The following is a 23,518-nucleotide window of genomic DNA, read 5'->3' on the forward strand; positions in this document are numbered from 1 at the left end:
ATATTAACCTGATGAATATATATAGTATTTATAAAATGGATTTAAATCAGACTTAACTAAAATTTCAGCAAGAATGAAATAAGTGATTTGTGTTAAATTTTCGTAAAATCAAACACTCAACACCCTTCCATTTTGCGGAAAAGGTGTTATACCTAAATATACCTGCTTCATGGATATAATACTCAGGATTGGCGAAAGGACGCACTGCTGTGTGTACTGGAGGATCTGTCTGATGTCGGGCAGATCCTGTTTTTTTATTATCTCACTTTCACGCCACGATTATTTTTCTCGCTTCTCTCCTGAATTGCGTAATTAATGATTCAGCAAGGGGCGTCTGACGTGAATCACGGCGTTGAATTAAATAATATGCTGCTTTGGGAAGCGATTCGACAACCGGTAACATGACCAGGCGGTGCGCCAGAAGCGGGTCACAGCCTAACTCCTGCGGCAAAATGCTTAAGAAATCACTTTGCGCGACCAGGCTAATACAGGAAGAAAATGTTTCGCAGACCACACCAATTCGCGGTATTTGCGAGCGATGGCTAAATACCTCTTCTAACTGCTTATAATAACTTCCCCGCGGCGTCGGCATTGTCCAGTTATAATGCAGAAGTTCATTAATCGACGTTGCCCCCGTTGCCGGATGCCCTTCGCGACAAAATACCGCAAACGGCTTCTCGAAGAGTTTTTCAAACGTAAATTCCTGGTCGTAAGGTCCCTGATAATAGGTGTTAATGGTGAAGTCCAGCTCGCCCTGGCGTAATTCATTGATCATCGACACCAGCTGCCCTTCCATTATCCGCACCTTGACCTGCGGATGCTGCGCATGGAAGCGTGTGATAACGGCGGGCATAAGCGTGCGCGAAACGCTGGCCCCCATTCCGATGTTGATCTGCCCGGCCAGCTCACCCTGCCGCTGACGGATGTCATCCTGCGCGGCACGCAGCTCTTCCAGAATCAACCGGGCGCGCTGGTAAAAGCCCTCACCGCATTCGGTCAACGCGACGCCCTTACTCCTGCGCACGAAAAGCTGCGCCGCCATGCCCTCCTCCAGCTCTTTGATGGATTTGGTCAGCGCCGGTTGCGAAAGATTCAGCGTCCTGCTGGCACCGCGAATGCTGCCCTGACGCGCAACCTCAACAAACGCCCGGATTTGATGAAATTTAATCTGGAATGTCATAGCCCGACCGATAACCGTTGTTTATCAGAGTAAAGAAACTGTCATCTACTTTAATGGAAAGGGATGTGCGAGGGTAATTCCTGATCGGTTAAAACTGTGAAAAATCGGTTAGTGATAAGTAAAAACTATCACAGCGTGAAGCAGTTCACATATTTTAATGATGACAGGAACAGATATGGACACACTGGCGCAGTACATCCAGACGTTAACGCCGCAGCTGAGCGCGTGGCGTCGCGATTTTCACCATTTTGCGGAATCCGGCTGGGTAGAGTTTCGTACCGCCGCGAAAGTCGCGGAAATACTGGACTCGCTGGGTTACGCACTGGCGATGGGCCGCGACGTGGTCGATGCCGAAAGCCGGATGGGGTTACCCGATGACACAACCCTGGCGCGAGAGTTTGCCCGCGCGCGGGCGCAGGGCGCGCCTGAGAAATGGCTGGCGCCGTTTGAAGGCGGGTTCACCGGCATTGTCGCCACCCTGAATACCGGCCGCCCGGGCCCAACCCTGGCATTTCGCGTCGACATGGACGCCCTTGATTTAAGCGAAGCGCTTGACGACAGCCATCGCCCGTTCCGCGACGGGTTTGCCTCCTGCAATCCGGGCATGATGCACGCCTGCGCGCACGACGGCCACACCACGATTGGTCTGGGACTGGCACAGGTGCTTAAGCAGAATGAAGCCCGGCTCAACGGCACCATTAAGCTGATCTTCCAGCCTGCCGAAGAAGGAACGCGCGGCGCGCGCGCCATGGTTGCCGCCGGGGCGCTGGATGACGTGGACTATTTCACAGCCATTCACATTGGCACCGGCATACCTGCCGGGACGGTAATCTGCGGCAGCGATAACTTTATGGCCACCACCAAGTTCGACGTGAGCTTCACCGGCGTGGCCGCGCACGCGGGCGGTAAGCCGGAGGACGGTCGTAACGCCCTGCTCGCCGCCGCGCAGGCCGCCCTCGCCCTGCACAGCATCGCCCCGCACAGCGACGGCGCATCCCGGGTGAACGTCGGGGTGATGCAGGCGGGCAGCGGGCGCAACGTGGTCCCCGCGAATGCGCTGATTAAGGTTGAAACCCGCGGCGAAAGCGAAGCGATTAATCAGTATGTCTTTGAACGCGCGAAGGCGGTGATTACCGGCGCGGCGGCGCTCTACGGCGTGAGCGCGGAGATGCGCCTGATGGGGGCAGCCACCTCCAGCGCGCCGACGCCGGCCTGGGTTGATTATCTGCGCGAACAGGCGAGCCGGGTTTCCGGGGTTGTTCACGCCATCAATAAGGTGAAAGCGCCAGCGGGCTCCGAAGACGCCACGCTGATGATGGCCCGCGTGCAGCAGAACGGCGGCATGGCGTCCTATATGGTGTTTGGCACGGATTTGAGCGCCGGGCATCACAACGAAAAATTCGACTTCGATGAGCAGGTGATGCCTGTCGCCATCGAAACGCTGGCGCGAACTGCGCTTAATTTCCCGTGGACGCGAGGTGTGTAATGCAGGAGAACTACGCTTTTATTGCCGATGCGATCGACACGCGATGTCGGACGTTAGCCGATATTGCCGACGCGATCTGGGATCGTCCCGAAACCCGCTTTGAAGAGTTCTGGTCCGCCGAACGGCTGGCCAGCGAGCTGGAAGCAGAAGGCTTCACGCTGACCCGCGAGGCAGGCGGTATTCCAAATGCCTTTATCGCCAGCTTCGGCAGCGGAAAACCGGTTATCGCCCTGCTGGGCGAGTACGACGCGCTGGCCGGGTTAAGCCAGCAGGCACACTGCGCGACCGCGCAAACCGCCACGCCGGGGGCTAACGGCCACGGCTGCGGGCATAACCTCTTAGGCACCGCGGCGCTTGCGGGCGCGGTGGCGGTGAAAAACTGGCTGGAGCAGCACGGCGGCAGCGGAACGGTGCGTTTTTACGGCTGTCCCGGCGAGGAAGGCGGCTCCGGGAAAACCTTTATGGTGCGCGAAGGGCTATTTGATGACGTCGATGCCGCCGTCACCTGGCACCCGGAAGCCTTTGCCGGGATGTTTAACGTCAGCACGCTGGCGAATATTCAGGCCGCCTGGCGTTTTCACGGCGTGGCGGCGCACGCGGCCAACTCCCCCCATTTGGGACGCAGCGCTCTGGACGCCGTGACGCTGATGACCACCGGCACCAACTTCCTCAACGAACACATCATTGAGAAAGCGCGCGTCCATTACGCCATCACCGACACCGGCGGGATTTCCCCCAACGTGGTACAGGCGCAGGCCGAAGTGCTGTACCTGATCCGCGCCCCGGAGATGGCCGATGCGCAGCAGATCTACGAACGCATCGAGAAAATTGCCCAGGGCGCGGCGATGATGACCGAAACCACCGTCGAGTGTCGCTTTGATAAAGCCTGCTCAAGCTACCTGCCGAACCGCACGCTCGAGGCGGCGATGTATCGCGCCCTGCAGCACTACGGCACGCCGCAGTGGACCGAAGAAGAGCGAAAATTTGCCCGCGAGATCCGCGCCACGCTGACGCCCAACGATCTGCAAAACAGCCTGAAAAATATTGCCGCCACGGGTGGCGACGCGGGTAAAGCCTTTGCCCGTCGTCATCAGGCGACGCTGCTGGTAGATGAAGTCGCGCCTTACGCCGTCACCGACAACGTGCTGGCGGGTTCAACCGACGTGGGCGACGTCAGCTGGAAAATGCCGGTGGCCCAGTGCTTCAGCCCCTGCTTTACCGTCGGCACGCCGCTGCACACCTGGCAGCTGGTGTCTCAGGGGCGAACCTCTATTGCCCACAAAGGCATGCTGCTGGCCGGAAAAGTGATGGGCGCAACCGCGCTCAATCTGCTGCAGGACGCATCGCTGCTGAAAAAATGCCGTGAAGAGTTTGAACAGCAAATACAAGAAAAACCGTACGTGTGTCCGATCCCACGGGGCGTGACACCGTCACCTTTAAAATAAAAAAACATAACACAACACAACAACACTCCCGAGGAACGCCCATGAGTATGTCATCCATACCTTCGCATTCCCCATCCGGTAAGCTCTATGGCTGGGTTGAAAGGATCGGCAATAAAGTGCCGCACCCTTTCCTGCTGTTTATCTATCTGATTGTGATTTTGATGGTCGCCACCGCCGTGCTCTCCGCCTTTGACGTCAGCGTGCGCAGTCCGGCCGACGGCAGCCTGGTGGCGGTGAAAAACCTGCTCAGCGTTGAGGGGCTGCACTGGTTTTTACCCAACGTGATTAAAAACTTCAGCGGCTTCGCCCCGCTGGGCGCCATTCTGGCGCTGGTGCTGGGTGCCGGACTGGCCGAACGCGTGGGCCTGCTGCCCGCATTGATGGTAAAGATGGCTTCTCACGTCAGCGCGCGGTACGCCAGCTACATGGTGCTGTTTATCGCCTTCTTTAGCCATATCTCCTCCGACGCCGCGCTGGTGATCATGCCGCCGATGGGGGCGCTGATCTTTCTCGCCGTCGGGCGCCACCCCGTAGCGGGCCTGCTGTCGGCGATTGCGGGCGTGGGCTGTGGATTCACCGCCAACCTGCTGATCGTCACCACCGACGTGCTGCTCTCGGGCATCAGTACGGAGGCGGCGAAAACCATTGATGCGGCCATGCACGTCAGCGTGATCGACAACTGGTACTTTATGGCAAGCTCGGTCATTGTCCTGACGATTGTCGGCGGGCTGATTACCGATAAGATCGTCGAGCCGCGCCTGGGCAAATGGGAAGGCCGTAGCGATGAAAAGCTGGAGACGCTGAGCGAAACGCAGCGCTTTGGCCTGCGCGTGGCGGGGATTGTCTCGCTGGCTTTTATCGCGCTGGTGGCGCTGATGGTGGTGCCGGAAAACGGCATATTGCGCGATCCGGTTAAACATACGGTCCTGCCTTCGCCGTTTATCCAGGGCATCGTGCCGCTGATTATTCTGTTTTTCTTTGTCGTCTCGCTCGCCTACGGTATCGCCACCGGTAAAATCCGCCGCCAGGGGGATCTGCCGCAGCTGATGATCGAGCCGATGAAGGAGATGGCGGGTTTTATCGTGATGGTGTTCCCGCTGGCCCAGTTTGTGGCGATGTTTAACTGGAGCAACATGGGCAAGTTTATGGCCGTGGGCCTGACCGACGCGCTGGAGGCTGCCGGGCTAAGCGGCGTACCGGCGTTTGTCGGCCTGGCGCTGCTGTCATCCCTGCTGTGCATGTTTATCGCCAGCGGCTCCGCCATCTGGTCGATTCTGGCCCCGATCTTCGTGCCGATGTTTATGATGCTGGGTTTTCACCCGGCGTTTGCCCAGATCCTGTTCCGTATCGCGGACTCCTCGGTGATACCGCTGGCGCCGGTCTCGCCGTTTGTTCCGCTGTTTTTAGGCTTCCTCCAGCGCTATAAACCCGAGGCCAAACTGGGTACCTACTATTCGCTGGTTTTACCCTACCCGCTTATCTTTTTAGGGGTATGGCTGGTGATGCTGGTGGCATGGTATCTTGTCGGCCTGCCGATTGGGCCGGGAATATACCCGAGGCTGAACTGAAGGAATGAGGATGCTGAGATTACTCGAAGATAAGATTGCGACGCCGCTTGGACCGCTGTGGGTTATCGCGGATGAGACGTTCAATCTGCGGGCCGTTGAGTGGGAAGAACACAGCGACCGCATGGAAGAGCTGCTCAATATTCATTACCGCTTGCAGGGGTATGAACGTATCCGCGCCACCAATCCGGGTGGACTGAGCGACAAGCTAGCGGCGTACTTCGAAGGCGATCTCAGCATCATTGATACTCTGCCGACCGCCACGGCTGGCACGCCTTTTCAGCGCGAAGTGTGGCAGGCGCTGCGGTCGATTCCCTGCGGACAGGTCATGCATTACGGCCAGCTCGCGGAGCAGTTAGGTCGCGCAGGCGCTGCACGCGCGGTGGGTGCCGCTAACGGCTCTAACCCGGTCAGCATCGTGGTGCCCTGCCATCGCGTCATTGGCCGCAACGGTACCATGACAGGCTATGCCGGTGGCGTGCAGCGAAAAGAGTGGTTGCTGCGTCACGAAGGGTATCTCTTGCTCTAGTTCCCAGGCTTTTTGTGCTTAATTTTCTACCGGTTAGGCTAAAAATCCATAATCAAGCTGTGGAATTTCAAGAAGATGGCGACGCATTGTCGTCTCTTGTCCTTATTGAGGGGTTGTCAGACTTACGTACTTACCAAAAAGATGTTAAAATTGACCAATATCAATTAAGGCTTGAGCAAACCTATGATCCCGGAAAAGCGAATTATACGACGCATTCAGTCTGGCGGTTGTGCTATCCATTGCCAGGATTGCAGCATCAGCCAGCTCTGTATCCCGTTTACCCTGAATGAGCATGAGCTCGATCAGCTTGATAATATTATCGAGCGTAAGAAGCCTATTCAGAAAGGGCAGACGCTGTTTAAAGCGGGAGACGAACTGAAATCGCTCTATGCTATCCGTTCTGGCACCATCAAGAGCTACACCATCACCGAACAGGGCGATGAGCAGATCACCGGCTTCCATCTGGCGGGTGACCTGGTAGGCTTTGATGCCATCGGTACGGGCCACCACCCGAGCTTTGCTCAGGCACTCGAAACCTCGATGGTTTGCGAAATTCCGTTTGAAACCCTGGACGATTTGTCCGGCAAGATGCCTAACCTGCGTCAGCAGATGATGCGTCTGATGAGCGGTGAGATCAAAGGCGATCAGGACATGATCCTGCTGCTTTCTAAAAAGAATGCCGAAGAGCGCCTGGCCGCGTTTATCTACAACCTCTCCCGCCGCTTCGCCGAGCGTGGCTTCTCGCCGCGTGAATTCCGTCTGACGATGACGCGTGGCGATATCGGCAACTACCTGGGTCTGACCGTGGAAACCATCAGCCGTCTGCTGGGTCGTTTCCAGAAAAGCGGGATGCTGGCCGTTAAGGGTAAATATATCACTATCGAAAACGGTGAAGCGCTGGCCGTTCTTGCCGGGCACGCCCGTAACGTGGCGTAACACTCCGCATATTGATGACCAGACTGATAAATTCTTGTGATTTATTGGTCTGGTGTAATCACTTCCGTTTCAAGATATTTTCACCGTAGTACGTCCCCACACAGCGCCCGAAAGGTTCTCGTTGAGGTTATGAATTGAGAGAAAGTTTGTTTTTCGTTTCAGTCGTGATTGCCTCAGTGACCTTTATCTTCATCTGGATCATGCTTGTCGGCCCAATGAAGGGGGAAGAAAAAACCTACGTCCAGGACTCCACGACCTTTGCGATAGCAGTGATGGTGCTGCTGTTTATTGCGTTTATCGCGGTGACGACCACGGTGCTTTTCCTCTGATAAATTTTCATGACTTATAAATATGGTATGTAGACCCTTCAACATTCAATAAGTTATCAAAGAAAAATGACATTTTGGTTCGTTATCAGACGATAACGGAGAATGTAGGATAATCAAACGCCCTAAAAACTCCCCCCAGCAGCTCATTTCGCCGCCCAACATCCTCCAATTTTGCGTAGCTACTTCCCGTTTCGCAACGTGTCGCTTTACCTTCTCTCCCCTCAAGAGCATATTCGCCACCGATCCGTTTGTAAGACTTTACCAGCGCGCGACTTTTTCTCCCTGCCCTTTACTTTCATTCTGACTGACTGGAGTTTTTTTATGTGTGGAAGTTTTGCACAAGCCCAACCCCGTGAAGAATACCTGCTATATCTTGCCGACGAAGACGACCATGACATCGCATACGACCCGGAGCCGATTGGCCGGTACAACGTCGCGCCCGGTACTAAAATTCTGCTGCTGAGCGAACGCGACGAGCAGCTGCATCTTGACCCGGTCCTCTGATCCTACGCGCCAGGCTGGTGGGACAAAGCACCATTGATAAACGCGCGCGTCGAAACGGTCGCCACCAGCAGAATGTTTAAACCTCTGTGGCAGTATGGCCGGGCAATCTGCTTTGCAGACGGTTGGTTTGAGTGGAAAAAGGAAGGCGACAAGAAGCAGCCCCATTTCATTCATCGGGCAGGTGGCCAGCCGATATTCATGGCAGCGGTCGGCAGCACGCCATTTGAGCGTGGTGATGAATCAGAGGGATTTCTTATCGTGATGTCTGCAGCGGATAAAAGGCCTGGTCGACATTCACGACCGTCGTCCTCTGGTTCTGCGATCAGAAGCTGCCCGCAAGTGGATGCGGCAGGATATAGGCGGGAAAGAAGCTGAAGAGATTGCTGCCAACGGAGCAGTACCCGCCGACGAGTTCATCTGGAACGCCGTGACGCGCACCGCGGATAATATGAAAAATCAGGGGCCGGAGTTAATCGACGTGATCCTATAAAGAAACAAGAGAGCCACATGAATTCCGAAATGAGAGAATAGCAGGTGTTCGGAATGCATACGTACATAACGGTTTCTTGAGTCATAGGGCGCAGGTCACGTCAGCTGGCAATAAGGCTAGTAAACGATTCGATTTTTGCATGCGCTTTATAAGATTACGCAAATAATTCAATGTATTACACGTCATGTTAGGCTATTTTAGATTTCCCTATTTATTTGTATTGTATCTCCTATCTTCGGTTTGTATATTCATGCAGACAAACCAGGAGAATCGCCATGATTTACATTGAACGCCTTGAATTTATTCATAAAAGTGGAGACGTACTGTATCCCGTGAAAATAACCAGAAAATCATCGGGGAAAACAGCCTTCCACCTTGTGCCATTCGGTCTGGATAAGACTGTGGATCTTGTTGAGGTAGAAGATCCTTTAGAAGCCATTAGGCTGGTTATTGATGAGAGTCATTCCATTCGCTGCAGCACCCTAACCGCTACTATTACGGATAAAAATGGCAAGCGGATTAAGCGAACAGGCATATATAGCATTAACGGGGCTAACATTAGAGAATACAACGTCAGGTAATGGCGCAAAACGGGCCAGGGCATTAGCAAATTTTACCGAACTTTTAGCAGATCTGTATATTTTGTCGTATACAGCCGCGACAGCATTTATCGCTTCATCTGCCACTGCAGCTGAATGCCCTGCCCTCCAAAGTGGAGCATTCCTTTTTCTTGCTGCGTTAGTGCACAACCAGATTCCCGTTCTTTTGCAACCAAGATAGCTATCAATGCGGGGATGAAAACAATTGTCATTTGTAGTTTGGCACTGCCATTTCGATGTAATGGGGATCGCTAACTTCGGTAAATTTATCGACGTATCATGATAAAAGTTCAAGTACGTCCAAAAGTTATATGGTACGGCCTGTAAACGTTAGCCTGTCGAGCATCTCGTAAAGATACACACCATACCATTTAAATTTAATTAGCCTGGCTTAAGCTCTGGTCAGTTCGTTTTTAAAGCGGATGTTTTTTACGGTATTTTTCAATGACGTTTGGTTTACACGCGTCAACATTTTTAGGGTCGACTACGATTTTCTCAATCCCCGGATGTTCCTTCACTACTTCCTGATAAGCTTTCAGAACGTCTTCATTGAAAGGAGTAGGATCAGTTGCGTTAATCAATCCTTTTTTAATCTTAAAGTCTGGTTTTGCGGCTTCTTCTCTGAATTTAGGACTGCAAATTAGTTCGGCTTGATATGATAACACCTCATCAGACAAGGATTTCGTGTTATCAGTGGCATGAACTGAAAGGCTTACTGTAGTGATAAATAATGCAAGTACGATCTTTTTCATGAATTTTACTCGATTAAATGTGTCAGATAACTTCTATCATAAAAAGAAACATCAGACTAAGGCTGATCACCCTACTAAAATTTGGTATCATTATGATAATTATTCCTTGCACATCCTGTCCATGCGCCCTCTCCCTGGCTTACTGGACAACGACACCAGGAAATGCCGACGAATAAAAGCGGCTAAATTTATTTCGCTGCCACAAACCTTGGCTCGTAAACGGTTTCTCTTCCCAGCAAGCGATTGCTACATAAAGTGATGCTCTGAAAGAGCAGAACTCTTGTACAACCTATCTAAGATAAAACAGTAACCTGAAAATCGCCGCGAACATAGAAAAACCGAAACGCAGCGCCTCAGGACAGTATTGGTAACCGACCAGCGCTCGACAACAAAGGCAGGTTCTCTGTCCTACGGATGGAAGAATGGATTACGTAGGGCAGGAATCAGAGAACTGTCCCCATCAGTCGAGACACACCATGCCTGCTGGTCACTTTATGCATGTGCACATCCTTCGTTTGTAGCGACACCGAGGGGACATGAGGATTCACGGATGGTTTATGAGGTCGGTGCAAAGTGGAACGGTGATATGGATAGGGACCAGGTTGCTGTTATTAACAGGAGGATTCTTGTCAATATGCCCCTGACGCGCCCACATAACGATTTGAAGCCCAAGAAAATCTTTACATTCATCATGCAGCAGTACGAACCAATAAATTTGCATGATTTATTGATCTGGCAAAACCTCCCCTCTGTTTCATTCAGGATATATAGGTTACTCTTTTAATTACAGACTGTGGTGACAGTAGTAAGGAGACCTGTATGGCCAAGTATCAAAACATGCTGGTAGCTATCGATCCGAACCAGGACGATCAGCCGGCATTACGACGTGCTGTGTATTTACATCAACGGATTGGTGGCAAAATCAAAGCGTTTTTGCCGATCTATGACTTCTCGTATGAGATGACCACCCTTCTGTCGCCTGACGAGCGCACCGCTATGCGTCAGGGCGTCATCAGCCAGCGTACCGCGTGGATCCGAGAACAGGCGAAGTATTACCTGGAGGCGGGTGTTCCCATTGATATTAAAGTGGTCTGGCACAACCGACCTTTCGAAGCCATCATCCAGGAAGTTGTCGCCGGTGGGCACGATCTGCTGCTGAAGATGGCGCACCAGCACGACAAGCTGGAATCCGTGATCTTCACCCCGACCGACTGGCATCTGCTACGCAAATGCCCTTGCCCGGTCTGGATGGTTAAAGACCAGCCGTGGCCTGAAGGCGGGAAAGCCGTTGTGGCGGTAAACCTCGCTAGCGAAGAGGATTACCACAACTCCCTGAACGAGAAGCTGGTGAAGGAGACCATCCAGCTTGCCGACCAGGTCAATCATACCGAAGTGCACCTGGTAGGTGCCTATCCGGTCACCCCTATTAACATTGCCATTGAGCTACCTGAATTTGACCCAAGCGTGTACAACGACGCGATCCGCGGTCAGCATCTGCTGGCCATGAAAGCCCTGCGCCAGAAATTCAGCATTGATGAGAAAATGACCCACGTGGAAAAAGGGTTGCCTGAAGAGGTGATCCCGGACCTGGCGGAACACCTGCAGGCGGGGATTGTGGTGCTGGGTACTATCGGCCGGACCGGTATTTCTGCCGCCTTCCTCGGCAATACCGCCGAACAGGTGATCGACCATCTGCGCTGCGACCTGCTGGTCATTAAGCCGGATGAGTACCAGACGCCGGTTGAGCTGGACGATCCGGAAGACGATTAACACCTGACGCCGCCCGACAATAAAAAAACCGCCAAATTCGGCGGTTTTTTCGTTTCAGCGCAACTTACAGCGCTTTCAGAATCGCATCCACGCTGGCTTTGGCATCGCCAAACAGCATGTGGGTATTCTCTTTGAAGAACAGCGGGTTCTGCACCCCGGCATAACCGGTATTCATAGAACGTTTAAAGACGATTACGTTCTGCGCCTTCCACACTTCCAGAACCGGCATACCGGCGATTGGGCTACCCGGATCGTCCTGTGCAGCAGGGTTAACGGTATCGTTGGCACCAATGACCAGCACGGTGTCGGTGTCGGCGAAATCATCGTTGATCTCATCCATTTCCAGCACGATGTCGTAAGGCACTTTCGCTTCCGCCAGCAGCACGTTCATGTGGCCCGGCAGACGCCCTGCCACCGGGTGAATACCAAAGCGAACCTTGATGCCCCGCGCGCGCAGCTTCTCGGTGATTTCCGCAACCGGATACTGCGCCTGCGCCACCGCCATGCCGTAGCCAGGGGTGATGATAACGGAATGCGAGTTTTTCAGCATGTCTGCGGTATCTTCCGCAGAAATTTCACGGTGCTCACCCACTTCTTCATCAGCACTGGAAGAAGAGCCATCTGTCCCGAAACCACCGGCGATTACGCTAATGAACGAACGGTTCATCGCCTTACACATGATATAAGACAGGATCGCACCGGAAGAACCCACCAGCGCACCGGTGACGATCAGCAGGTCGTTGCTCAGCATAAAGCCTGCCGCCGCTGCCGCCCAACCGGAGTAGGAGTTCAGCATTGAGACAACAACCGGCATATCCGCACCACCGATGGATGCCACCAGGTGCCAGCCGAATGCCAGCGCGATGATGGTCATTACCAGCAACGCCAGCACCTGCAGACCGACGCTTTCGGTACGCACGAAGACCACCAGCAGAACAAATGACACCACCAGCGCCGCCAGGTTCAGCTTATGACGGTTTGGCAGCATCAGCGGTTTAGAGGAGATCTTCCCGCGCAGTTTACCGAACGCGACAATGGAGCCCGTGAAGGTCACCGCACCGATGAAGATACCCAGGAACACTTCAGTCAGGTGGATATTGACCAGAATCGGTTCCAGACCCGGTTCGTGATACAGGTAGCTGTTGAAGCCCACCAGCACCGCGGCCAGACCCACAAAGCTGTGCAGAATGGCAACCAGCTCCGGCATCTCGGTCATTTCAACGCGTTTTGCCAGACGAATACCAATCGCGCCGCCGATGATCATCGCCACCAGGATCCACGCTACGTTGCCGGTATCCGGCCCGAAGATGGTGGCAATCAGCGCAATCGCCATCCCGGCGATACCAAAGTTATTCCCCTGCTGAGACGTTTCGTGTTTGGAAAGCCCCGCCAGACTGAAAATAAACAGGATTGCAGCAACAATGTATGCGGCTGTCACTAATCCTCCAGACATATGCTACCCCTTAGCCTTTACGAAACATTTTCAGCATGCGCTGAGTCACGGTGAAACCACCGAAAATATTGATACTGGCGATCAGCACCGCGATAAAGCTCAGGAAGCTGATCCAGCCGCCGTGACCAATCTGCAGTAACGCCCCCACCACGATGATCCCGGAGATGGCGTTGGTTACCGACATCAGCGGGGTATGCAGCGCATGGGAGACGTTCCACACCACGTAGTAGCCTACGACGCAGGAGAGCGCGAAGACGGTAAAATGGCCGAGGAACTCTTTTGGCGCGACGTCAGCCAGCCAGCCGAACAGAATAATTACCAGCGCCATGATCGCGTATTTACGCCACGGTGAAGCCGGTTTTGCAGGTTCTTTTGGCTCAGGCGCCGCTTTTGGTGCCGCCTGAGGCTGAGCAGAAACCTGAATAGGCGGCGCAGGCCAGGTAATTTCGCCTTCACGGACCACGGTCACACCGCGCACCACCACATCGTCGAAATCAACGGTGACGTTGCCGTCTTTCTCTTTGCAGAGCAGCTTAAGCAGGTTGACGAGGTTGGTGCCGTACAGCTGAGAAGACTGCGTTGGCAGACGGCCCGGCAGATCGGTATAGCCGATCACCTTCACGCCGTTAGCGGTCGTGGTCACCTGATTCGGTACGGTATATTCACAGTTACCGCCGTTTTGGGCGGCCAGGTCGACAATCACGCTGCCCGGCTTCATGGAATCAACCATCTCACGGGTAATCAGCTTCGGCGCAGGTTTACCCGGGATAAGCGCGGTGGTGACAATAATGTCGACATCTTTCGCCTGAGCGGCGAAGAGTTCCATTTCGGCTTTGATAAAGGCTTCGGACATCACCTTCGCGTAACCATCGCCGCTGCCGGCTTCTTCCTTGAAGTCCAGCTCAAGGAATTCGGCTCCCATACTCTGAACCTGTTCCTTTACTTCAGGACGGGTGTCAAAGGCACGTACGATAGCGCCCAGGCTATTTGCCGCACCGATTGCAGCAAGGCCCGCCACGCCCGCGCCAATCACCATGACTTTCGCCGGAGGGACTTTACCCGCGGCGGTGATTTGACCGGTAAAGAAGCGACCAAACTCGTGGGCTGCTTCAACAATGGCGCGGTAGCCAGCGATGTTTGCCATGGAGCTTAAGGCATCCAGCGACTGCGCGCGCGAAATGCGCGGCACGGAGTCCATCGCCATTACGGTCACGCCACGGGCTGCCAGCTTCTCCATCAGCTCCGGGTTTTGTGCAGGCCAGATGAAGCTCACCAGGGTTGTCCCCGGGTTCAACAGCGCAATCTCACCCTCTTCCGGTGCATTGACCTTCAGAATCACCTGAGACTGCCAGACGTCAGCACCGTCGACCACTTCCGCGCCAGCCTTGATAAAGGCCTCGTCATCGAAACTCGCCAGTTTGCCCGCGCCGCTTTCAACCGCGACCGTAAAACCCAGCTTAAGCAGTTGCTCCACCGTTTTCGGTGTTGCCGCTACGCGGGTTTCATTGGCTAACCGTTCTTTTGGTACCCCAATACGCATAGTTTTCCCTTCCATCGGTTCTTGATGATGGTTTATCGATAAATGCCCGCGATTTGTATCAATTTTCACCATCGCACCAGCGACGAGATATGATTAACCCCGGAAAATAAAACAGTAACAAACTGTCTATAACCTACTGAAAATAGCGCCCGTGATCTACCGCCAGAAAACACTATTTCTTACTTTATCTGTGAAAAATAAGCGATCGGCGTCACTGACAGTGATATTTACCTTAAATTCATCGCCGGAACCGATAAATCGCGCAAGCGAAGCGGTAAAAACATGATATAGCGCCGTAAGAGAACAACTTATTAACATTAAATTAACTTGTAAAAGTCATATGCTTTATCAGTTTTACTTGTCAAACGCCTGTTTTTTTCAACATATCACTAAATGTTATCGAATAAGGTGATTTAGTGAGCACAGGCAGTGAAAAATGGCGCAGACAGCGACGGGTTTTAAATGCAATAATCGGGACCGTCTCAAATTAACAACAATACCAGTACATGGTTTGCGCAAGGCGAAGGATCATTTTTATGAAGCTTAAGAACACACTCCTGGCGTCCGCACTTCTTTCCGCGACCGCCCTGTCTGCGAATGCCGCAACAGAGTTAACGCCGGAGCAAGCGGCAGCGTTAAAACCTTTTGACCATACGGTCATTGTGGGTCGTTATAATTCTATTGGCGACGCCGTCGCCGCTGCATCAAAAGCTGCTGATAAAAACGGGGCGGCCTCGTTTTATGTCGTTGACCAGTCCGATTACGGCAACAGCGGTAACCTGCGCGTGACCATCGCGCTATTCAAAGACAATGCGCCAAAAGCTGACGCACCGAAAAACCGCGTGATCAACGGTGTTGTTGAACTGCCGAAAGATCAGGCGATTGAGCTGGAACCCTACGACACCGTCACCGTTCAGGGTTTTTACCGCAGCCAGCCTGAAGTGAACGATGCCATCACCAAAGCCGCGAAAGAGAAAGGGGCCTATTCTTTCTACATCGTGCGTCAGGTCGATGCTAACCAGGGCGGCAACCAGCGCATTACCGCGTTCATCTATAAAAAAGATGCGAAAAAACGTGTTCTGCAAAGCCCGGATGCCATCCCGGCGAATTCAGAAGCGGGTCGCGCGGCGATAGCGAAAGGCGGCGAAGCAGCGAAGAAAGTTGAAATTCCTGGCGTCGCAACGACGGCGGCCCCAAGCGCTGAAGTGGGTCGTTTCTTTGAAACGCAGTCCACGAAAGGTGGCCGTTACTCCGTTACGCTGCCGGACGGTACCAAAATTGAAGAGCTGAACAACGCCACTGCAGCACAGATGGTGCCATTCGACAGCATCAAATTTACCGGCAACTACGGCAACATGACGGAAGTCTCTTACCAGGTCGCGAAGCGTGCGGCGAAGAAAGGGGCGAAGTACTACCACATCACCCGCCAGTGGCAGGAACGTGGTAACAACGTGACCATCAGCGCCGATCTGTACAAGTAACAAAAGTCGTTTACGAAAGGCGGCGCAATGCCGCCTTTTTTGTTACTTTTTTTGAATTTCTGCCTCACGTCATTGCATGCTTTCGTTACACTCCGTAAAATCCCGCGCCTTAGTGTGATCCACCATTTTTATGCGCCTGAGCGAAATAATTATTCTGGATTTTGACCTTTCATAACAGGAAGCCAATGGAAAAGAAACTTGGCCTGAGTGCTCTGACTGCACTCGTTTTAAGCTCAATGCTGGGTGCGGGCGTATTCAGTTTGCCGCAAAATATGGCGGCAGTCGCGAGCCCTTCTGCGCTCATCATTGGCTGGGGCATTACGGGTGTCGGAATATTGCTGCTGGCCTTCGCTATGCTGCTGCTCACCCGCATTCGCCCGGATCTGGACGGCGGAATTTTCACCTATGCGCGTGAAGGTTTCGGCGAGCTGATTGGCTTCTGTTCCGCGTGGGGATACTGGCTGTGTGCCGTTATCGCCAACGTCTCCTATCTGGTAATCGTCTTCTCGGCGCTCAGTTTCTTTACCGATACGCCTGAGCTGCGCCTCTTTGGCGACGGAAATACATGGCAGTCTATTGTGGGCGCCTCGGTGTTATTGTGGTTCGTCCACTGGCTGGTGTTACGTGGCGTACAAACGGCCGCCAGCATCAACCTGGTGGCGACGCTCGCGAAGCTGGTTCCGCTCGGCCTGTTTATCGTTCTGGCCTTCATTGCGTTCCGTATGGACGTGTTTAAGCTTGATTTCAGCGGCGTTGCGCTGGGCGTCCCCGTCTGGGAGCAGGTGAAAAACACGATGCTAATTACCCTGTGGGTGTTCATCGGTGTAGAAGGCGCGGTCGTGGTTTCTGCCCGAGCCCGAAATAAACGCGATGTGGGCCGCGCCACGCTGCTGGCCGTACTCGCTGCGCTCGGGGTCTATCTGCTGGTAACGCTGCTGTCGCTGGGCGTGGTGGCGCGTCCTGAACTGGCTGAAATGCGTAACCCGTCAATGGCAGGGCTGATGGTGAAAATGCTCGGCCCCTGGGGCGACGTGGTGATTGCGGCTGGCCTTATCATATCCGTCTGCGGCGCGTATCTGAGCTGGACCATCATGGCGGCAGAAGTGCCTTTCCTGGCCGCGACGCACAAAGCGTTTCCACGCCTGTTCGCCCGTCAAAACCAAAACAATGCGCCGTCGGCATCACTCTGGCTGACCAACATCAGCGTTCAGGTCTGTCTGGTGCTGATCTGGCTCACAGGTTCAGACTATAACACCCTGCTGACCATCGCCTCGGAGATGATTCTGGTACCCTATTTCTTAGTGGGTGCGTATCTGTTAAAAATTGCCACACGCCCGGCGCATTATGTTGTGGGTGTCGGAGCCTGTATTTACGGCCTGTGGTTGTTGTATGCTTCCGGTCCTATGCATCTGCTGCTGTCGGTGGTGCTGTACGCACCGGGTCTGCTGGTGTTTATCTATGCCCGCCGTACGCATCAGCTGGAGAACGCGCTGAAACGCCGTGAGATGGCATTAATTGGACTACTACTGGTTGCTGCCCTACCGGCAACCTGGATGTTAATGGGATAGCATCGCCTTTCCCATTGTTGAACTGTAGAGGAGAATACGATGGGAAATGCACCGCTTCGCCCAATACTGATTACCGGTGGAGGCCGCCGTATCGGCCTCGCCCTCGCCCATCACTTTCTCAATCTTCGCCATCCGGTCATTGTCAGCTACCGTACGGAATACCCGTCGATTGAAGGGTTACGCAAAGCGGGGGCGGTCTGCATTCAGGCTGATTTTTCAACCGATGAAGGCATTCTGGCTTTCGCGGAAACGGTAAAAGCCACCACGACGGGGCTGCGCGCCGTGATCCATAACGCCAGCGCATGGCGTGCCGAAAAACCCGGTACGTCACTTAGCGAAACGCTCTCCTCCATGCTGCAGATCCACGTCAATGCCCCTTATCTGCTTAACCACGCTCTGCAGGACCTGCTGCGCGGCCACGGGCACGCTGCGGGCGACATCATTCATTTCACCGATTATGTAGTGGAGCGCGGCAGCGACAAGCACATCGCCTACGCGGCCAGTAAAGCCGCGCTGGATAACATGACCCGCTCGTTTGCCCGCAAGCTCGCCCCGGAGGTGAAGGTGAACGCCATCGCCCCGGCGATGATTTTGTTTAACGAAAACGATGATGCAGAGTATCGCCAGCAGGCGCTGAATAAGTCGCTCATGAAAATCGCCCCCGGCGAGAAAGAGGTCATCGACCTCGTGGATTACCTGCTCACCAGCTGCTACGTCACCGGAAGAACCTTTGCCGTGGACGGTGGCCGTCCGCTGCGCTAGTGAAAGCGAACAACAGCCAGAATTACGGAACCGGCGTTAATTTTGAAAGATTAATGGAAGGTTAAGGTTTCGCGGTGTATGTTGGCTTTTTTCACGAAAACAGACGCTGTATGAATAAGATTGTTTATGTTGAAGACGAACCCGAAGTCGGGCAGCTGATCGCCGCCTATCTGGGTAAACATGATATGGACGTCATTGTTGAACCTCGCGGCGATCGTGCCGAAGAGGTGGTCGTCCGTGAAAACCCGGATCTGGTGCTGCTGGATATCATGTTGCCAGGCAAAGACGGCATGACGCTCTGCCGTGACCTGCGCTCCCGTTGGGAGGGCCCTATTGTCCTGCTCACCTCGCTGGACAGCGATATGAACCACATTTTGTCGCTGGAGATGGGTGCCAATGACTACATTCTGAAAACCACACCGCCTGCCGTCCTGCTCGCTCGCCTGCGCCTCCATTTACGCCAGCACGCCAGCATCGAACGCGAAGCACCGGCGCCGTCTCTGACGCCGCACAAAGCGATGCGCTTCGGGACGCTGTCTATTGATCCGATTAATCGTCAGGTGCTGCTCTCTGGCGAACTTATCGCCCTTTCTACCGCAGATTTTGACCTGCTGTGGGAGCTGGCAACGCATGCCGGACAGATTATGGACCGTGACGCGCTGCTGAAAAACCTGCGTGGCGTGAGCTATGACGGAATGGACCGCAGCGTTGACGTGGCGATTTCGCGTCTGCGCAAAAAACTGCAGGATAACGCCACCGAGCCCTACCGCATTAAAACCGTGCGTAATAAGGGTTATCTGTTTGCCCCACATGCATGGGAAACCTGAGAAGATAACCTGACAGAAATGAAGGCATTGCGCGACGATGCCTTCTCTTTCGTACGTTTATTTTTACGTTTGCGCAACAATTTACTTGCTAAGCACGCGAACTATTCCATAATTACCTTCTCGACTCTCCTTTCTTCAGCTCGCCCCGCTCTTGCGATCGTTTTACTCATTTTCGCCGTGAAGCTTTCACGACATCTCTCCAATAAATCTTGAAATGAGGATTTAAGCCCATGACATATGTATAGCTACGGTCAGGTAGAAGCGATAAAAACCAATCTTGAGTGGATTGTTAATCAGGCAACCCTTAACCACGTCACCCCCTCAAGAACCGATCAAAAAGCGCTCTTTGACCTGCTGGAACTCATCCAGTCTTACGAAATACTGCTGGACCTCATCAGCGAATACGGGACGGATGTGATTGATACGCATATTGCTGAAGGACTGGCGATGACCGAAAAACTCATCGCCAAGGTAAAAAACAGCGCGAAAGCCATATAACACGCTCGACAGACGTGAAAAACTCGAAGGGTTTTCATGTATATTCTGCACATAGCGTTTTTGCGGTGAGATCCAATGAAAAAGCTGTTTGTGCAGTTTTATCTTTTACTGTTTGTCTGCTTCCTGGTGATGACCATGCTGGTCGGGCTGGTTTATAAATTTACCGCCGAACGTGCGGGCAGGCAGTCGCTGGACGATCTGATGAAAAGCTCGCTCTATCTGATGCGCAGCGAGCTAAGAGAGATCCCGCCACACGACTGGGCGAAAACCCTGAAAGAGCTGGATCTGAACCTGTCATTCGATTTACGCATCGAGCCGTTGAAAGATTTCGATCTGGACCCGCCTGCCATGCAGCGTCTGCGCGACGGGGACATCGTCGCGCTGGATGAGAAATACACCTTTATCCAGCGTATTCCTCGCAGCCATTACGTGCTTGCCGTCGGGCCGGTGCCCTATCTCTATTATCTGCACCAGATGCGTCTGCTGGACATGGCGCTGATGGCCTTTATCGCCATTTCGCTCGCGTTTCCGGTCTTTATCTGGATGCGCCCCCACTGGCAGGACATGCTGAAACTGGAATCCGCCGCGCAGCGTTTTGGCGAAGGGCATTTCACCGAACGCATTCACTTCGACAGCGGTTCCAGCTTTGAACGCCTTGGCGTGGCCTTTAACCAGATGGCCGATAACATTAATGCCCTGATAGCCAGTAAGAAGCAGCTGATCGACGGGATTGCACATGAGCTGCGCACGCCGCTGGTGCGCCTGCGCTATCGTCTGGAGATGAGCGAGAATCTGACGGAAGCGGAGTCTCAGGCCCTGAACCGCGATATTGGCCAACTCGAAGCGCTGATTGAGGAGCTGCTGACCTATGCGCGCCTCGATCGCCCGCAAAACGAACTGAACCTCAGCACGCCGGATCTGCCCGCTTGGCTGCAAACCCATATTGACGATGTTCAGAGCGTAAACCCGCAGCGCACGCTGTTGACGCGCGTCACGCCGGGTGATTACGGCGCGCTTGATATGCGCCTGATGGAGCGCGTGCTGGACAACCTGATGAACAACGCCATGCGCTACAGCGAAAGTACGCTGCAGATTGGGCTGGATTTGCAGGGAAACCAGGCCAGCCTGACTGTAGAGGATGACGGACCGGGGATTGCCCCGGAAGCACGCGAAACCGTGTTTGAACCGTTTGTCCGCCTCGATCCCAGCCGCGATCGCGCCACCGGAGGATGTGGCCTGGGGCTGGCAATTGTCTACTCTATCGCCCAGGCCATGGGCGGTACGGTGCATTGCGAGGAGAGCGAGCTCGGCGGCGCGCGTTTCTGCTTTAACTGGCCGGTGTACCATAACATCGCCCTTCCCGTCCCTGCCTGACTTCAAGCGCACGCTGGCCTGACCCGGCGTGCTGTGCTATATGATAAGTATGTTGTAACTAATGAGAGTGTATATGGCGACCTACGATCTCATCGAACGGCTGAACAGCACGTTCCGGGAAATAGAACACGAGCTGCTAACCCTGACAGAACGTTTGCAGACCTGCCGCCTGCTGGCCGCGCGCGTCTTCACCCTGCCCGAGGTGGTCAAAGGGGCCGAGCACGATCCGCTGGACACCATCGACGTGAAGCAGCACATCGGCAAGGCCGCACTGGAGCTGGCAATGAAGCACTATCGCCATCTTTTTATCCAGCAGCAGTCTGAACAGCGCAGCAGCAAGGCGGCGGTGCGGCTGCCCGGCGTGATCTGCCTGCAAACCGATGCCGCAGCGAGCGAAGCGCTGGAAAGTCAGATTACCCATATCAACAGCCTGAAAGCGGCATTTGAGAAAATCGTTACCGAAGAGTCGGGCCTGGCCCCCGCCGCCCGGTTTGAGTGGGTGCACCGTCAGCTTCCGGGGTTAATTACCCTGAATGCTTATCGCACGCTGACGGTACTGCGTCATCCCGCCACGCTGCGCTTCGGCTGGGCGAATAAGCACATCATTAAAAACTTCACCCGGGATGAAATTCTGGCGCAGCTGGAAAAGAGCCTGAAGACGCCGCGCACCGTCGCGCCGTGGTCGCGTGAGCAATGGATTGAGCGCCTGGAACAGGAGTACCACAGCATCGCCTCGCTGCCGGCGGATACGCGCCTCAAAATTAAGCGCCCGGTGAAGGTTCAGCCTATCGCCCGCGTCTGGTATTCCGGCCAGCAAAAACAGGTGCAGTATGCCTGCCCAACGCCGCTGATTGCGCTCTATGATGACGATCGGGGGGCCATAGTGCCGGATATTGGTGAATTGCTGAATTATGATGCTGAAAATGTCCAGCACCGTTACCGACCTCAGGCGCAGCCGCTTCAGCTGATTATTCCGCGGCTGCACCTGTACGTAGCGAGGTAATTATTTCAGGCTGCCAACCATCGCCTCGGGACGTACCCAGGCATCGAACTCCGCCTCCGTCAGATAGCCCAGCGCCAGGGCGGAGGCTTTCAGCGTCAGCCCCTCCTTATGCGCTTTTTTGGCGATCTCGGCGGCTTTGTCATAGCCAATATGGGTATTGAGCGCGGTCACCAGCATCAGCGATTCGTTCAACAGCTGGCTGATGCGCTCGCGGTTTGGCTCGATCCCCACCGCGCAGTGTTCGTTAAAGCTCTCCATGCCGTCCGCCAGCAGACGAATCGATTGCAGAACGTTGTGGATCACCATCGGGCGATAGACGTTCAGCTCGAAGTTGCCGGATGCACCGCCCAGGTTAACGGCCACGTCGTTACCCAGTACCTGGCAGCAGAGCATGGTCATGGCTTCGCACTGGGTCGGGTTGACTTTACCCGGCATGATGGAGCTGCCCGGCTCGTTTTCCGGAATGCTGATTTCACCGATGCCGCAGCGCGGGCCCGAGGCCAGCCAGCGCACGTCGTTGGCGATTTTCATCAGCGACGCCGCCAGCCCTTTCAGCGCGCCGTGGATGTGGACCAGCGCATCGCAGGTCGCCAGCGCCTCGAACTTGTTGGGCGCCGTGACGAACGGCTGCCCGGTGATGTTTGCCAGCTCCTCCGCCACGCGCACCGCATACTCCGGATGCGTGTTTAACCCGGTCCCAACCGCCGTCCCGCCGAGCGCCAGCTCCGCCAGATGCGGCAGGCTGTTCTCAATATGCTTAAGGTTGTGTTCCAGCATCGCCACCCAGCCGGAAATCTCCTGGCCGAGCGTCAGCGGCGTGGCGTCCTGCAGGTGCGTACGGCCAATTTTGACGATGTCGCGGAAGGCCTGCGCCTTCTCGTTGAGCGTAGACTTCAGGACGTTGAGCTGCGGGATAAGCTGCTCGCGGATAGCAATCACCGCCGCCACGTGCATGGCCGTCGGGAAGACGTCGTTAGAACTCTGGCTCTTGTTGACGTCATCGTTCGGGTGAACCTTACGCTCCATGCCGCGCACGCCGCCCAGCAGTTCGCTTGCCCGGTTCGCCAGCACTTCGTTCATGTTCATGTTGCTCTGGGTGCCGGAACCGGTCTGCCAGATAGCGAGGGGAAATTCATCGGGATGCTTGCCCGCCAGCACTTCGTCGGCGGCGTTGATGATGGCGGTCGCTTTGTCTGCCGTCAGCAGGCCTAAATCCTGGTTCACTTTCGCGGCCGCGCGTTTGGTGAGCGCCAGCGCCTGAATCAGCGAGACGGGCATTTTTTCAATCGAGATACGGAAATGCTCCAGCGAACGCTGGGTTTGCGCGCCCCATAGCTTGTCGGCCGGGACGTCGATGGCGCCCATCGAGTCTTTCTCATGGCGTACCGTGGTCATTACTTTCTCCTTGATAACAAAAGAGGGATAGC

Annotated in this window: 20 protein-coding genes and 1 pseudogene; 16 read left to right on the plus strand and 5 right to left on the minus strand. The window is 54.4% G+C overall.

Translation table 11 applies throughout. The annotated features are described in order from the left end of the window. Nucleotides 1–268 precede the first annotated feature (268 nt). Nucleotides 269–1,180, minus strand: coding sequence for a LysR family transcriptional regulator (locus tag USH94_RS10125; protein WP_111965698.1), 912 nt, complete (start codon nt 1,178–1,180; stop codon nt 269–271). Nucleotides 1,181–1,355: 175 nt separating this feature from the next. On the opposite strand from USH94_RS10125, the gene USH94_RS10130 reads away from it, so the two are divergent. The 8 genes and pseudogenes from USH94_RS10130 (at nt 1,356) to USH94_RS10165 (ending at nt 9,045) form a co-directional block, all read left to right on the plus strand. Further along, the gene (locus USH94_RS10130; RefSeq protein ID WP_111965697.1) at nt 1,356–2,666 is read left to right on the plus strand and encodes a M20 family metallo-hydrolase; all 1,311 of its coding nucleotides are present in this window, start codon (nt 1,356–1,358) and stop codon (nt 2,664–2,666) included. Then, the gene (locus tag USH94_RS10135) at nt 2,666–4,111 is read left to right on the plus strand and encodes a M20 family metallopeptidase (protein WP_111965696.1); all 1,446 of its coding nucleotides are present in this window, start codon (nt 2,666–2,668) and stop codon (nt 4,109–4,111) included. Before USH94_RS10130 ends, USH94_RS10135 begins: the two co-directional genes overlap by 1 nt. A gap of 41 nt (nt 4,112–4,152) precedes the next feature. Next, nucleotides 4,153–5,679, plus strand: coding sequence for a p-aminobenzoyl-glutamate transporter (gene abgT / locus USH94_RS10140; RefSeq protein WP_111965695.1), 1,527 nt, complete (start codon nt 4,153–4,155; stop codon nt 5,677–5,679). A gap of 10 nt (nt 5,680–5,689) precedes the next feature. Beyond that, nucleotides 5,690–6,205: a methylated-DNA--[protein]-cysteine S-methyltransferase gene (gene ogt, locus USH94_RS10145; protein WP_111965694.1), complete on the plus strand. Its 516-nt coding sequence runs from the start codon at nt 5,690–5,692 to the stop codon at nt 6,203–6,205. A gap of 183 nt (nt 6,206–6,388) precedes the next feature. Then, nucleotides 6,389–7,141 (plus strand): fumarate/nitrate reduction transcriptional regulator Fnr, encoded by a 753-nt coding sequence (gene fnr / locus USH94_RS10150; protein WP_006174991.1) that lies wholly within the window; start codon nt 6,389–6,391, stop codon nt 7,139–7,141. A 146-nt stretch (nt 7,142–7,287) separates the two neighbouring features. After that, nucleotides 7,288–7,470 carry a hypothetical protein gene (locus USH94_RS10155; protein WP_014883604.1) on the plus strand — a complete coding sequence of 61 codons (183 nt, stop codon included), beginning with the start codon at nt 7,288–7,290 and terminating at the stop codon, nt 7,468–7,470. 321 nt (nt 7,471–7,791) lie between these two features. Then, nucleotides 7,792–8,464: pseudogene (locus USH94_RS10160) on the plus strand (SOS response-associated peptidase). Nucleotides 8,465–8,739: 275 nt separating this feature from the next. Then, the gene (locus USH94_RS10165) at nt 8,740–9,045 is read left to right on the plus strand and encodes a transposase (RefSeq protein WP_111965693.1); all 306 of its coding nucleotides are present in this window, start codon (nt 8,740–8,742) and stop codon (nt 9,043–9,045) included. Nucleotides 9,046–9,476: 431 nt separating this feature from the next. Here USH94_RS10165 and USH94_RS10170 read toward each other — a convergent pair whose 3' ends face one another. Then, the gene (locus USH94_RS10170; protein ID WP_111965692.1) at nt 9,477–9,815 is read right to left on the minus strand and encodes a hypothetical protein; all 339 of its coding nucleotides are present in this window, start codon (nt 9,813–9,815) and stop codon (nt 9,477–9,479) included. An 819-nt stretch (nt 9,816–10,634) separates the two neighbouring features. On the opposite strand from USH94_RS10170, the gene uspE reads away from it, so the two are divergent. After that, entirely contained in the window at nt 10,635–11,585 is a 951-nt protein-coding gene (gene uspE / locus USH94_RS10175; protein WP_032640084.1) for a universal stress protein UspE, read from the plus strand. Nucleotides 11,586–11,649: 64 nt separating this feature from the next. On the opposite strand, the gene pntB is transcribed toward uspE, so the two are convergent. Together pntB and pntA are read right to left on the minus strand one after the other, a co-directional pair. After that, nucleotides 11,650–13,038, minus strand: a complete 1,389-nt coding sequence (gene pntB, locus USH94_RS10180; RefSeq protein ID WP_032668239.1) for a Re/Si-specific NAD(P)(+) transhydrogenase subunit beta — start codon at nt 13,036–13,038, stop codon at nt 11,650–11,652. A gap of 10 nt (nt 13,039–13,048) precedes the next feature. After that, nucleotides 13,049–14,578: a Re/Si-specific NAD(P)(+) transhydrogenase subunit alpha gene (gene pntA, locus USH94_RS10185; protein WP_111965690.1), complete on the minus strand. Its 1,530-nt coding sequence runs from the start codon at nt 14,576–14,578 to the stop codon at nt 13,049–13,051. A 536-nt stretch (nt 14,579–15,114) separates the two neighbouring features. Between pntA and ydgH the strand changes: the two genes are divergently transcribed. The 7 genes from ydgH (at nt 15,115) to tus (ending at nt 22,091) form a co-directional block, all read left to right on the plus strand. Then, on the plus strand, nt 15,115–16,059 hold the full coding sequence (gene ydgH, locus USH94_RS10190; protein ID WP_111965689.1) for a DUF1471 family protein YdgH: 945 nt from the start codon (nt 15,115–15,117) through the stop codon (nt 16,057–16,059). Nucleotides 16,060–16,244: 185 nt separating this feature from the next. Next, complete coding sequence (locus USH94_RS10195) at nt 16,245–17,627, plus strand: amino acid permease (RefSeq protein ID WP_111965688.1); 1,383 nt, start codon at nt 16,245–16,247, stop codon at nt 17,625–17,627. Between the two features lie 39 nt (nt 17,628–17,666). Continuing rightward, nucleotides 17,667–18,389, plus strand: a complete 723-nt coding sequence (gene folM / locus USH94_RS10200; protein ID WP_111965687.1) for a dihydromonapterin reductase — start codon at nt 17,667–17,669, stop codon at nt 18,387–18,389. 110 nt (nt 18,390–18,499) lie between these two features. Next, nucleotides 18,500–19,216, plus strand: coding sequence for a two-component system response regulator RstA (rstA, locus tag USH94_RS10205; protein ID WP_111965768.1), 717 nt, complete (start codon nt 18,500–18,502; stop codon nt 19,214–19,216). Between the two features lie 237 nt (nt 19,217–19,453). Continuing rightward, nucleotides 19,454–19,714 carry a hypothetical protein gene (locus USH94_RS10210; protein WP_111965686.1) on the plus strand — a complete coding sequence of 87 codons (261 nt, stop codon included), beginning with the start codon at nt 19,454–19,456 and terminating at the stop codon, nt 19,712–19,714. A 75-nt stretch (nt 19,715–19,789) separates the two neighbouring features. Continuing rightward, complete coding sequence (rstB, locus tag USH94_RS10215) at nt 19,790–21,088, plus strand: two-component system sensor histidine kinase RstB (protein WP_111965685.1); 1,299 nt, start codon at nt 19,790–19,792, stop codon at nt 21,086–21,088. A 73-nt stretch (nt 21,089–21,161) separates the two neighbouring features. Beyond that, nucleotides 21,162–22,091: a DNA replication terminus site-binding protein gene (tus, locus tag USH94_RS10220; protein WP_111965684.1), complete on the plus strand. Its 930-nt coding sequence runs from the start codon at nt 21,162–21,164 to the stop codon at nt 22,089–22,091. On the opposite strand, the gene fumC is transcribed toward tus, so the two are convergent. Further along, the gene (gene fumC, locus USH94_RS10225) at nt 22,092–23,486 is read right to left on the minus strand and encodes a class II fumarate hydratase (RefSeq protein WP_111965683.1); all 1,395 of its coding nucleotides are present in this window, start codon (nt 23,484–23,486) and stop codon (nt 22,092–22,094) included. Between the last annotated feature and the right edge of the window lie 32 nt (nt 23,487–23,518).

The sequence above is a fragment of the Enterobacter sp. 148H3 genome, assembly GCF_034107425.1.
Classification (GTDB): Bacteria; Pseudomonadota; Gammaproteobacteria; order Enterobacterales; family Enterobacteriaceae; genus Enterobacter; species Enterobacter vonholyi.